This is a genomic window from Mucilaginibacter sp. GW822-FHT03E02 (assembly GCF_058801545.1).
Genome location: NZ_JBXANJ010000001.1, coordinates 5612507 through 5624374 on the forward strand (window position 1 = coordinate 5612507; position 11868 = coordinate 5624374).

Genomic DNA, 11868 nt, shown 5'->3' on the forward strand with positions numbered 1-11868 from the left:
CTAATAGCGCCCCTTGATCTCCGCAATGTGAGAATGAAATTTATAAATCCAAATCGGCGATTAAACGCAAATCAGACAGGAAATAGTTCGAGATTTGTACAGTAGCCCCACTTAAGGAGATGATTAAGTACAATCATCTCCTTTTTTATTAAGCATAACGACCTTAAAATAAGTTGGTTGCATTTTGATTTGTGCCGCTGAATAATGATTCGAGATTTCTTCAAATAGTGTCATTGTTTTTTGCAGTTGTTGAAAAATCCACCGGAACATGAATTAATCGTATTTATATCTGTTCGATTTCCTTTCAAGGTGAACAATGTGGAACCATTGACCACTTAAATAGACCGATGAAGCGAAATTCTCAAACCATTTTTACAAAATTTGGCTGCTACCGCTGAAAATATTTTCAAAAAGGTTCAGAATAAATTAGGAGAAGATGAATTCAAACAACAACAGTACAGAAAATACACTTTATCAGAGAAAATTATTGTCTAATACTCACTGATTTATAGTTGCTCAATACGGTTTCTTTAGAAAGTAGGAACTTTATAAAACTAATACTTTTATACTCGCACGTTTGGTATATGCTCATGATTTTTAAATAGTCGTCAATCGTTTGGCTGAACCGTAAAATCGCGACTGACGGGATAGATGCTGCTATCTCCGCGTATCGCCTTCTTCAAAAAAAAGATACTGCCGATTATGACTTTTCAGAATATGATCTGAATCAATATGCTTATATTTTATTAAGAGCGGGCCGGGTAAATGAAGCCATAAAGGTGTTCAAACTGAACACCGGGCTCCACCCAAAATCTTTTAATGTCTATGACAGCCTTGCGGACGCGTATGAAAAAGCGGGCGATAAGGCCAGGGCCCTGGAAAGCTGCAAAAAAGCGCTGGCCCTGGAGCCGGATAATGAATACGAACAAAACCGGGTCAGAGGGTTGGAAGGTCATTGACCGGGGACATTTTCAAGCTTCCTTTCCCGGCCGGTTGAAAATGAAATAATTAAATTGAAAATGAATCGACCTAAAGAATGCGTATAGCTCTGTATGTTTATATCCACATCCCCGGTTAAATTAAAGAAAGTATAGAGTTCCAAGGCTAAAACAAAATTTGTTTTGATAAAATGGATTAGGAAAATTGGATGTGCCGCGGACTATAACAGCGATAAAACAGGAAACTAAAAACTGTCATAATTTATAAGTAGTTTTATCATTGGATCAACAATAAATGCCACGCTATTCCAGGCATTTCGCATCCATTGATTCGCCCAACAAACAACCCATTTACAGCATGGAAATCACCCACTACGTGCCTGAAAATCCCCTTTTAAAACCATACATTGCGGGCATTTACCTGCTGGAACGTCACACAGGAGAAACGCCCGAGCGCTATCTTGCATTTCCGGGTGTCCATCAATTTGTAACAATCAACAGGGAAGTGATTTGCCGTGTCGCTGATCGGCAGGTATCATTTTACTACCAGCCTGGTCGACCGCCCAGTACCTTGCTTGTCGCCAGTTTCGGGACGCCGCGTTTGTGGTGCTATGAAGGGCCGGTCCACGAATGGAACATTTGCTTCAAACCGCTGGGCCTGCATCATTTCCTGAATAGCAGCCTGATCGACTTCGAAAGCATACCGCTCAAATCAGATTTTGTGCCTTTTCACGATTATCCTGACCATGTCGAAGCATTATATACGTTATCAGAGTCTAACACGCAAGTGCGTTTCATAGAAGATTATTGGGCATCAAAACTCAAAGCCTTCAAACATCCTTTTCTGGAGAAACTGGTTGGCGATATCCTGGAAAACGATAAAGAACAGCGGCTGAATTTTAGTGAACTGGCGCGACATTTCAACATCTCCAGGCATACGCTGCATACCGAATTCAAACGCTACGTCGGAACCACGCCCGCGCGGTTTGAAAAAGTGCACCGCTTCCGGAATGCGCTGGCCGCGTACAGGCTGTCCGGGGAGTCTGTTACGCTGACCCATATATCCGGCCAAGCCGCTTATTTTGACCAGTCGCATATGATCCGCGATTTCAAGTCGTTTACAGGTTTTACCCCGAAAGACTTTTATAAAAGAGTAGCAGCATTTCCGAAAGGTGATATCAACTGGGCTTTCGTTTAGCGGCTTACATTTGTACAATTTTGCATAGCGACCGGCAGTTATCTTGCGGGCATAAAACATTGATCTTTATGCATAATAATTTCCGCAACGTTCTACTCATTTCTTTTTTACTTTTCAGCCGGCACCTGGCTGCGCAAACCCAGGTTACGGCCTTAACGCCATCCGAAAAAAAGCAAGTTGTCGACTCTGCCGTTCAACTGCTGAGAACGCGGTATGTATTTCCTGAAACTGGGGGGAGGTTAGCCGCTCAACTGGCGGATAAATTACGTTCGGGCGCTTATAACGGCATCAATGACCCTTCGGCATTTGCCGATACGCTGACCGATCAACTGTTCGCCACGAGCAAAGACCAGCACTTCCGGGTCTTCTTCGACCCTGCATGGGTCACAGACTCGAAAACCGCGGTGAGCCCGTCGGATAGCTTACTGCTGCGCAGTAAACGGGCAGAACAGCACCGTGCGGAAAATTATGGATTCAAAGAACTAAGCAACCTGGGCGGCAATATTGGTTATCTCAAATTGACGGGCTTTTTTGATCCGCTGAAGGCCGGGCCCACGGTCGTCGCTGCGATGAACACTTTAAGCAACTCGGACGCGCTCATCATCGATATCCGCGATAACCCCGGCGGTTTCCCGCAAAGTGTAGACCTAATCTCCAGCTATTTATTTGATGGATCTCATGATTTTTCGCTGCCGTTCGTACCAGGTAACCGCATGCCCTCCATACCCGTTTACCTGCTAATCAGCCGCTTCACCTACTCCGCGGCAGAAGGTTTTTCCCAACTGTTAAAGATTCAGAAAAGGGCGACACTGATTGGCGAAAATACCGGTGGAGCAGCCCATGGGATCGAGCGGACGGCATTATCAGCACGGTTTTATATCAATATGCCCCATACCAGGTCCAATCCGGACTGGGAAGGCACTGGTATTGCCGCGGATATTAAGGTAGCACCCGCAAAGGCTTATTCGGCAGCCATCGTGCAGGCATTGCAGGACCTGGCTAAGCTCCATCCTGAAAATAAAGCCAATTATCAATGGCTGATGGAAGACGAGGCGGCCAGCCAGAACCCGGTAACCGTCGGTCCGGGTTTGTTGAAGACCTACGCTGGCAATTACGGCCCGAGGAAGGTTTATGTGGATAGCGGACTGCTTTATTATCACCGGCAGGGTGACATACCTTATCTTCTGTCGCCTCTTTCAAACGATATTTTCCGCTTCGCCGGGACCGACGATATCCGGATCAGGTTTGTTTCCGTTAATGGAAAAGTGAATAGTATGCAGATCATTTACCGGGACGGGACTTCTAAAATGGTTCAAAAGGATAAATAGACTGCCCTACTGCTTTAATTGAAAATATTTTTGCCGTTGAATGATTTTGTAGATTCCGGAGAATTGCATTTTGTCTAAAAGCGGGTATTGATGCCCGATTATCGGTGGCAATAACGAAGCTAACAATAAATTAAGGTAAAATTGCAAAGGTGGTGGGCGGGGCGGACAACGACGCAAATTACTTTTCACGCGCCTTCAACCATTGCTGGTACCTTTTGAGCAGGAAGTCATCCCATGCTTTCTTATATTCCCCTGTTACCACGCTAAAATGGTTGCCGGGGTAATAGGCAAACGTGATACCGGCCCCGAGCTTTTTCATTTCTTCTTCCATTAACCGCACGGCAGGGCACTGTTCCGTATCCTCTGTCCCCACGGAAATCCGCAATTTTCCCTGCAAGTCGTTTTTCAAATCCGGCCAGTGTTTGGTTACGTACTGAGTCAGGTCGTAACGTTTCCAATAGTCAACCACCGCCGGGTTGATGATAAGAGTTTCGGGATCAAACATACGTTCCGGCAGGCCGTCAGCGCCTTTGGGGCCAAACACGGCGTCAAAAGAAACGTTTTGCTGCCCGCGGTAATAAATATCTTCAATGCTATGCCCGATATTTGGTTTATCGTACACCACACTGTCGAGTATCGCGGGCTTGTCCATGGTCAGGCCGTCGACATAACGGTTCAGCTTTTTATCCTGGTAGAGATTGGTGGAGGAAAACCGGCGAAAATCCACCGGGTCGGGCGCGCTGGCATTGCCGGCCACAAAAAGCCTGGGATAATGCGTGAGCAGGTATACCACTGTCCAGCCGCCGCTGCTATGCCCCCGGATCAATCGTGCGCTGTTCGTCCGGTACTGTTTATCCAGCTGCGGGATAAACTCGTGAGCGAACGCATCGCCTACCGGGCCGTTATTATCGCTGTTGGCATAAGTGCTATGTCCAAGCGAACAATCACCGTCGAGGTAAACCTTGATACAGGCGACGGTATCCAGCGGAACCGAGGCCGCCGTATCACTGCTCTCCGATTTTGAATAATGGATATAGCCGCCGGTGAAACCGGCTATCATAAAATAGACCGGGAAACGCCTTTTGGTTTCGGTATAATATTGTTTGGGCAGGATCACCGCACCCCGGATGTATTCCGGCTTATGGCTGAATTTGGTCAGCAATTTGGAGCTGACTTTAATTTCCTTTACAAATTTGCTGTCCACAAAAACAGGGGCAGGAACAGCCTGGTCGCAAACCAAGGCAAAACCTTCCTTCGGATCGTTCAGGGTGACTTTCCGGCTGGCATTGTACATATTGGCGGTGCTCATTCCTATGATACGGCCATCCATATTCAAATCCCATACCGCTTGTATATAATAATTCCCACGCGGCAGTCTTGATAAAAGCGTCGGATAAGATAATGCAGAGTCGTCAAATACAATTTGCTGATCAGGCATGATATTTTTTACCTTCATCCGGTAACAGGGCCAGCCGATATCGTTTTTTGGATTTTCGTTTTTGGCGGAAAGATACAGGATCACGTTTCCTGTAAACGGGCCTTTATAAACCGATGGTTTATAACTGACGTAAAACTTCTGGGCATTAGCCAATGTCGCCGGGAGCAGGAAGAAGAACAGAATAGAATATCTCATAACTTATTTGCTTTAATATTTATGGTTAAAGGTAGGGGACGAAACTGCCCGAAAATAGAATAGTATTTGCCTTTTTAAAGTTTTTGATATTGTTTAGGAGAAAGAGCGGTATAGTTCCTGAAATTCCGGATGAAATGGCTTTGATCTGAGAAATTACAAATATGAGCTGTTTGCGTTAACGGGGTGCCGTACTGCTTAATGAGGGATAAAGAATGGGCTATTTTTAGTTTACGCATGTAATCTCCAAGTGTGCAGCCAAAATAGGCGGGGAAATGTTTGGATATGGTAATAGGGTTGACACCGGCAATCTGGGATAGTTCTTGCAAAGTGATCGATTCGTTCCACCGGTCATTGAGTATCTCCTGTATAATGGTGATCCAGGCCGGGATCTTTTTCTTATGCGTGGTTTGTGAAGCGCAGGCAAACTGATAAAACAGGATATGGATCGAGTCGCTACTGTGTGCGTCGTTCTGGAGCATTTCCCTGTACATTTTTAATAGCAGGAATTTGGCATCAGGAGATTTATGAATAGCATTGATGAGGTGCTCTTCCTTCATATGATTTTCTGCGAATACTAGCGGCTTGATATCAACGGAGATGTAGCGGGTGGGAATTTCTGCAAAAATAGTTTCGTGCGCTTCACCCGCGTGTAAATAGGCCAAGTCGGCAGCCCTTCGTTCGTAGGTTCCATGTTGCCTTTTTTCCGCGCAGCCCCCAGCGAGTATAAAAACCAAATTCGGGTGTTCATGCTCATGTTTGCCCGGGCCGCTCCCTGCACCAAAACGGGTGGATACCCGGATATCCAGGCTATCGGTAATTCTGGTGATTTCTTCAATCAACGGCGGCTTGTTCATACGAATTCATTCGTAAACTTCGTGCCAAAGATGTATCTGATTGATTATAAATTAGATAATGATTTCTAATAAAATTGCGTGTTCCAAAAGCGTACGCATTTGTGCGTTTATAATACGCAGTGAGGGCAACGTAACATCCTCAAACGTAAACCGTCTTATCCATAAAAACCATTGAGATGGACCTGAACGAAAAGATTATACAAGGACGCAAAACAAAGGGACTTACGCAAGACGAACTGGCGACGCTCGTCAAAGTTAACCTGCGTACGATCCAGCGCCTTGAAAGCGGTGAAACCAAACCGAAGGCTTATACGCTGAAAGCTATAGAAAATGTATTGGATTTTCAATCAACTACGCATTGCTGAGAGAATGAAATTCATAAATCCAAATCGACGATTAAACGCAAATCAGACAGGAAATAGTTCGAGATTTGTACAGTAGCCACCACACTTTCAAAAGCTTCTTAGTTAATTCTAAGAGGCTTTTTTTGTGGAGAAATCTCAACGCATTTTTACGGATCAGTCTGAAAACTTGTTTTATAATCTGTTTAGATGAAGTGAATAGATGAATTACGAAACCCTTCGCGCTTATAGGCATCAGATGTAAAGACGACGGCTATAAATGAAGGGCCTTTTACTTCCTGGATTATCTTCTGTTATGATATACGGTGTCATGAACAGTAACTATAATTAACACGATGGTTGCTATCGCCCCTAACGGTATAGTAATTATAGATAGCCAGAAAAGAGATCCCATAGGATTGAATATTTTTCCGAAGGCAATTCCCGCCCTCACGCAATCGTCGGTTCCTGCTTCGTTGATGTGACAACCCATACAGTAGCCTATAAAACCGGCTAACATTGATATCAATATCGGGGATAAAGCTATTACAAGAACGTACAGGTGGTATAGCAGTACCTTTTTGACGCTAACTGTTTCCTGGAATAGATAAGGCTTCATAATGAGTAAGCAAGATAAAGTAATTTTAGCAGGATTTTGTACTGCCCCTCTTAAAACATCTTTTAAACCGGCAGTAGAGGACTGAAAGTCCTTTTGTTGCGGGTTCGATCCCCGCCGATACAACACTCAAAAGCTTCTTAATGAACCGGGGCTTTACCACGATGAATCTTCCACGAAAATCAAAATAATTTTACCTGGCAGGATTTCCCCGAAACGCTGTAGTGAATATCTATTATCTAATAAATATAATTATTTAATGACTTGGGATTGTTATTTCTTTTGAGTTAAAAATGCTCGTAATTTCTAATTCTATTTTTTATTTGTTTCGGTTTTCCACCGTATTGCTTGCGTAAAAATACGCTCGTGAACACGTACAAACCCTATTGTTATACAGTACGTTAGCAGATAATTTTACCCTCATAGTTATTCGGAAAATAACACGGCCCCTGATTCGTGCGTTCCCGATATCTCGCCCCAATTATTCTAAAGATTAAACATTTGTTAACTAATAGATATTGAATGCTTATTTAATAAGTAATAAAATACTATTGTGTAAATGTTAAAAAGTACCTGAACTAATAAAAAACCTTTATCTGCCTTATTATATGATCCGTACCGCACTTCAATTTATACAAAGCGAACTTGAAGCCTACATGGTTAACCGGGAGAATGATCCCGGTAGCTATAAAACAGGCAACGTGGTTGATTTAAAACCCATTGTTTTACCTAATGGCAATATCAATATTACAGATTCAACGCATGTTACTGTTATGCTGGTGAATATTGAGGAGGAACGTAGGGAAGGTAAGCAAGCCTACTATTTACCAACACCCGATAAAAAATATTTAAGGCTTAATCCTCCGGTTGAAATTGATTTGTTCCTGCTGTTTGTTGCAAATAATTCCGACTACCCAACCGCATTGCGTGATCTGTCAGATGTTATCGGTTTTTTTCAATCACATTCCGTCTTTGATAGTCAGGGTTACCCTTCGCTTAACGCATCTGTAACCGATGCTGTTAATAAGCCCTGGCAACTAATAGACAGGCTGAGTTTCAAATTGGTTAGCCTGACGTTTGAGCAACAAAATAACCTGTGGGGTATGTTAAGTTCAAAGTATATGCCAAGTGCGGTTTACAGGGTTAAGTTGCTTACCGCGTTTGAAACCAAGGGCAATGATGTGGTTACATCGGTTAGTGAACTTGATTTTGTTGAAAATTGATTGAATTATGGCAACACTAACAGTAAAATATTCGCAACTGCTCACCTTGTCGGTAATGCAACAGTTTTATAACAATGGCATTTGCGCGGCGTATACAACTACGCCCACATTGGATTTCACCATAGTGCCAACTGATGAATGCCTTACTTTTTTGAAAGCAAAAAATATGGTATTTAAAAATACAGATACCACCGGAGGTTTTACCATAATGGCACGTACCCTGGGTGTTAATCTATCGGGTAATCCCCTTTTAAAAAACAGGGTTATCAATACAGATAAACTCACCTTTTTCATGGTGCTGAATAACCGAAACCTGGTAAATTTTGATTTATTGCCAACACAATTGATGGCCGGCAATATTTATTATTTCAGCAACCAGGTTGTTGATAATGCTGCCTTGCGCACCAATTTGCATTTATCAAAAAATAAACTTGGCGTTGATGGGAATAATGACCAGGTAAAAAAATCGGACGCTAATTACAAGTACAGCTTTGCAGGCGTTGTAACAACTGCCCAGGCAGTAGTTAAACATCTTTTAACAGGCTTAACGGTTAATGCCACATCGGTTATTGTACAAGGTACAAACTCAATGCTAACTTTTAACCTTTCAGCTTTGCCGTCAGGTCGCTGTCAGTTACTGATCAGCAATGTGCTGACTGATACATTTTATTTTTTAGGTACGATGGCCAGTCAGCCTGTGTTCGGCATTATCGAGCTTTCCCTCGCTGCAACTTTGCCTGCTAATTATAGGATGGTTGAAGCTGACCAATCCCTGCTGCCGGCAACGCCAAACTACACCGTTTTGTTTAAAAACCGGCCAACCTTTTGGCGTTACAATATACAGCTGCAAACTACCAGCCCTATTTACCTGGAGATGGCTAAGTTAACACCTGCGCAAAAAACAGACTATATCAATCAGCTCAGTATTACCTGTAATGATGCCAGTATCAAATTCAAACTGACTTCAAATACCGATCTGAGTTTTGTGTTTGTATCACTGGCTAACATTCCGCTACAGGAAAAGTACACCCTGTCGTCAAGCGCCACCGATGCCCCGCTCGTTTTTACCCTATACAAACATATTACAACCAATAAAACCGAGGTAAAATCAAACCTGGCGTATCCATCAACAGGCATCATTAATGCAAGTACCCCTCCGGCTATCTACTCAGACATATTTATATCACTTTAAAAAACAACTAAAAAAACAATAAAAATGGCAAATTACAGATCTCCAGGTGTATATGTAGAAGAAATATCCACCTTACCACCTTCAATTGCAGAAGTAGAATCTGCTGTACCCGCTTTTATAGGCTATACACAGATAGCTACTAACCTGGCAACAGACGATCTGGCCGGGGTGCCCACGCCCATCAGCAGCATGGCCGATTATATTCAATATTTTGGGGGGCCGGATGTTGAAAGCGCAGCAAACCTGACGATAGCGGTTGACGAGAAGCAATCAGGAGGGAAAACAACCGGTTACACCGCTACACTGACGTTTAATCATGCCGGCATGAGCAAGCATATTTTGTACCACGCGGTAAAACTTTATTTTGCAAACGGAGGCACACGCTGTTATATCGTTTCGGTTGGAAAGTACAGCGGCAGCGTTTTGGAGGCTGATCTGGAAGCCGGACTTACAACCCTTGGTACAACAGAAGGGCCTACCATTTTATTGTGCCCCGAGGCCATATTCTCGGCTACGCCTAACACTTTTAACCAGGCCATGCTTTTGCAGGCATCAACCCTGGGCGATAGGTTTGCCATTATTGACACTGCCACCACAACTGTACCTAAAAGTACCAGTTCGGTAGCATCAGATACCGCTGCTACCATTACCCCTTTACCAGCCGGGCAGCCCGAAAGTTCATACGGAGCAGTTTATTATCCGTTCCTGCAAACATCATATAATTACCAGTTTGATTTTGATGCTCATACTATAACCACTTACACCGTTAACGGAGCTGTACCAAGCCCTGCAAGCCCTAATGCTGGCGCAACGCTTGGTTCGCTTAAAACTACTGTTTCGTTATTATACAATGCTATTCTTGCGCAATACCAGGGTTATTTTATCACCCTGCCGCCTTCGGCAGCCATTGCAGGTGTTTATTGCAATGTTGATGCAACCAGGGGTGTTTGGAAAGCACCTGCAAACGTTTCATTAAACGCGGTAAACAAGGCTGTAGTGTCGGTAACACGCGGCGAACAGGATTTACTGAACGTAAACGATCAAAGCGGAAAATCGGTAAACGCGATTTTAAACTCACCGAATTTTGGTACGCTGGTTATGGGAGCCCGTACCCTGGATGGAAACGACAATGAATGGAGATATGTTAACGTTCGCCGCTTTTTTATAACCGTTGAACAGTCTATTAAAAACTCCACTGCATCATTTGTATTTGAACCCAATACTTCCGCAACCTGGGTTAAGGTACAGGCAATGATCTCAAACTACCTGTTTTTAAAATGGCGTGATGGCGCACTTGCGGGAGCTAAACCCGACCAGGCCTATTTTGTAAACGTAGGCTTGGGTAGCACCATGACATCATTTGACATCCTCGAAGGAAAAATGATCATTGAAATTGGAATGGCTGTAGCGCGGCCTGCCGAGTTTGTAGTGCTTCGCTTCGAACAAATGCTGCAAACTTCCTAATGTCGTGTCAACGAGAAATTGACGGATAGTCTTTAGTCCAAAGCCTTAAGTTCTAAGCCAAAAAAGAAAAAAATCAACTTTAGACTTACGACTTAGTACTCTTGACTTAGCACTAATCGCAAAAAAAAACAAGTATTTAACTGTATTATAAAAACATCAACAACAATATAAAATGGCAAATTACCCAATTCCAGTCTTCCATTTCAGTGTTTCATTGGGGGGCGGAGCACCAATAGGTTTTTCAGAAGTAAGCGGACTTACGCAAGAGGTACAGGCAATAGATTACCGTGATGGCTTAATGTCATACACCACCTTGCCGCTTAAAAGGCCGGGCCTTAAAAAAGCAAGCAATATCACTTTGAAAAAAGGATACATTGAAAAAGACAACAATTTTTATAACTGGCTCAACAACAATGGCAACCCCGGCGTTGACCGTCGTGACCTGACAATTACCCTGCTAAACGACGAAAACAACCCTGTTTTTGTTTGGAGTGTAACACAGGCATGGCCGGTAAAAATTGAGGGCCCGGGTTTAAAAGCTACCGGTAACGAAATAGCAATTGAATCTATTGAATTGGTGCACGAGGGTATAAAAGTAGCAGCGGTTTAAAATGGCAACCTATTATCCACCGGGCGGGTTTTACTTTAAAGTGGAATTTGTTGGGGTAAGTGGCGCCGATAGCGATACCGAGCAACGTTTCCAGGAAGTTAGCGGTTTGACGGTCGAAGTTGAAGTGGAGGAGTTGCGCGAAGGAGGCGAGAACAGGTTTGTTTACAAATTCCCAAAACGGGCCAAGTATCCGAACCTGGTTTTAAAAAGAGGATTGTTAAAAGGCACCAAATTGCTCGATTGGTTTCACTCGGCCATGAACACCTATTTCACAGTAGTAGTTTATGACTTTAAACCGGCTGATATGCTGATAACACTAATGGACGACGCAGGCCAACCATACGCCGTGTGGAATGTGGTGCAGGCGTATCCGCTAAAGTGGTCTACTTCCGATTTCAAAGCCACAGATAACTCGGTTGTTGTGGAGACGATAGAGCTTGCTTACCAATATTTTGAACGAAAAATGTAAAA

General features: G+C 43.5%; 12 protein-coding genes. 10 read left to right on the forward strand and 2 right to left on the reverse strand.

The features are described from left to right. Positions 1-779 precede the first annotated feature (779 nt). From AC1RM2_RS23305 to AC1RM2_RS23315, 3 genes are all read left to right on the forward strand, one after another. Positions 780-959, forward strand: coding sequence for a tetratricopeptide repeat protein (locus AC1RM2_RS23305; protein WP_492987534.1), 180 nt, complete (start codon positions 780-782; stop codon positions 957-959). A gap of 337 nt (positions 960-1296) precedes the next feature. After that, positions 1297-2136: a helix-turn-helix domain-containing protein gene (locus tag AC1RM2_RS23310; RefSeq protein ID WP_492987536.1), complete on the forward strand. Its 840-nt coding sequence runs from the start codon at positions 1297-1299 to the stop codon at positions 2134-2136. Between the two features lie 68 nt (positions 2137-2204). After that, on the forward strand, positions 2205-3464 hold the full coding sequence (locus tag AC1RM2_RS23315; protein ID WP_492987537.1) for a S41 family peptidase: 1260 nt from the start codon (positions 2205-2207) through the stop codon (positions 3462-3464). Between the two features lie 178 nt (positions 3465-3642). Here AC1RM2_RS23315 and AC1RM2_RS23320 read toward each other — a convergent pair whose 3' ends face one another. Continuing rightward, positions 3643-5097, reverse strand: coding sequence for an alpha/beta hydrolase-fold protein (locus AC1RM2_RS23320; RefSeq protein ID WP_492987538.1), 1455 nt, complete (start codon positions 5095-5097; stop codon positions 3643-3645). Between the two features lie 74 nt (positions 5098-5171). Then, on the reverse strand, positions 5172-5951 hold the full coding sequence (locus AC1RM2_RS23325; protein WP_492987539.1) for a helix-turn-helix transcriptional regulator: 780 nt from the start codon (positions 5949-5951) through the stop codon (positions 5172-5174). Between the two features lie 176 nt (positions 5952-6127). Between AC1RM2_RS23325 and AC1RM2_RS23330 the strand changes: the two genes are divergently transcribed. From AC1RM2_RS23330 to AC1RM2_RS23360, 7 genes are all read left to right on the forward strand, one after another. Next, on the forward strand, positions 6128-6316 hold the full coding sequence (locus AC1RM2_RS23330) for a helix-turn-helix domain-containing protein (protein WP_492987540.1): 189 nt from the start codon (positions 6128-6130) through the stop codon (positions 6314-6316). A 332-nt stretch (positions 6317-6648) separates the two neighbouring features. Continuing rightward, the gene (locus tag AC1RM2_RS23335; protein ID WP_492987541.1) at positions 6649-6777 is read left to right on the forward strand and encodes a hypothetical protein; all 129 of its coding nucleotides are present in this window, start codon (positions 6649-6651) and stop codon (positions 6775-6777) included. 739 nt (positions 6778-7516) lie between these two features. After that, positions 7517-8131, forward strand: a complete 615-nt coding sequence (locus AC1RM2_RS23340) for a Pvc16 family protein (protein WP_492987542.1) — start codon at positions 7517-7519, stop codon at positions 8129-8131. Positions 8132-8138: 7 nt separating this feature from the next. Beyond that, complete coding sequence (locus AC1RM2_RS23345; RefSeq protein WP_492987543.1) at positions 8139-9323, forward strand: hypothetical protein; 1185 nt, start codon at positions 8139-8141, stop codon at positions 9321-9323. 24 nt (positions 9324-9347) lie between these two features. After that, positions 9348-10787 (forward strand): phage tail sheath family protein, encoded by a 1440-nt coding sequence (locus AC1RM2_RS23350; RefSeq protein WP_492987544.1) that lies wholly within the window; start codon positions 9348-9350, stop codon positions 10785-10787. Between the two features lie 172 nt (positions 10788-10959). Next, positions 10960-11397: a phage tail protein gene (locus AC1RM2_RS23355; RefSeq protein ID WP_492987545.1), complete on the forward strand. Its 438-nt coding sequence runs from the start codon at positions 10960-10962 to the stop codon at positions 11395-11397. Position 11398: 1 nt separating this feature from the next. After that, complete coding sequence (locus AC1RM2_RS23360) at positions 11399-11866, forward strand: phage tail protein (protein ID WP_492987546.1); 468 nt, start codon at positions 11399-11401, stop codon at positions 11864-11866. Positions 11867-11868 lie beyond the last annotated feature (2 nt).

What these genes read in the sequence shown, in the direction of transcription:
- AC1RM2_RS23320 (WP_492987538.1), bottom strand. Translation starts at nt 5,097, where the DNA reads ATGAGATATTCTATTCTGTTCTTCTTCCTGCTCCCGGCGACATTGGCT.
- AC1RM2_RS23315 (WP_492987537.1), top strand. Translation starts at nt 2,205, where the DNA reads ATGCATAATAATTTCCGCAACGTTCTACTCATTTCTTTTTTACTTTTC.
- AC1RM2_RS23350 (WP_492987544.1), top strand. Translation starts at nt 9,348, where the DNA reads ATGGCAAATTACAGATCTCCAGGTGTATATGTAGAAGAAATATCCACC.
- AC1RM2_RS23325 (WP_492987539.1), bottom strand. Translation starts at nt 5,951, where the DNA reads ATGAACAAGCCGCCGTTGATTGAAGAAATCACCAGAATTACCGATAGC.
- AC1RM2_RS23355 (WP_492987545.1), top strand. Translation starts at nt 10,960, where the DNA reads ATGGCAAATTACCCAATTCCAGTCTTCCATTTCAGTGTTTCATTGGGG.
- AC1RM2_RS23345 (WP_492987543.1), top strand. Translation starts at nt 8,139, where the DNA reads ATGGCAACACTAACAGTAAAATATTCGCAACTGCTCACCTTGTCGGTA.
- AC1RM2_RS23330 (WP_492987540.1), top strand. Translation starts at nt 6,128, where the DNA reads ATGGACCTGAACGAAAAGATTATACAAGGACGCAAAACAAAGGGACTT.
- AC1RM2_RS23340 (WP_492987542.1), top strand. Translation starts at nt 7,517, where the DNA reads ATGATCCGTACCGCACTTCAATTTATACAAAGCGAACTTGAAGCCTAC.
- AC1RM2_RS23335 (WP_492987541.1), top strand. Translation starts at nt 6,649, where the DNA reads ATGGTTGCTATCGCCCCTAACGGTATAGTAATTATAGATAGCCAGAAA.
- AC1RM2_RS23310 (WP_492987536.1), top strand. Translation starts at nt 1,297, where the DNA reads ATGGAAATCACCCACTACGTGCCTGAAAATCCCCTTTTAAAACCATAC.
- AC1RM2_RS23360 (WP_492987546.1), top strand. Translation starts at nt 11,399, where the DNA reads ATGGCAACCTATTATCCACCGGGCGGGTTTTACTTTAAAGTGGAATTT.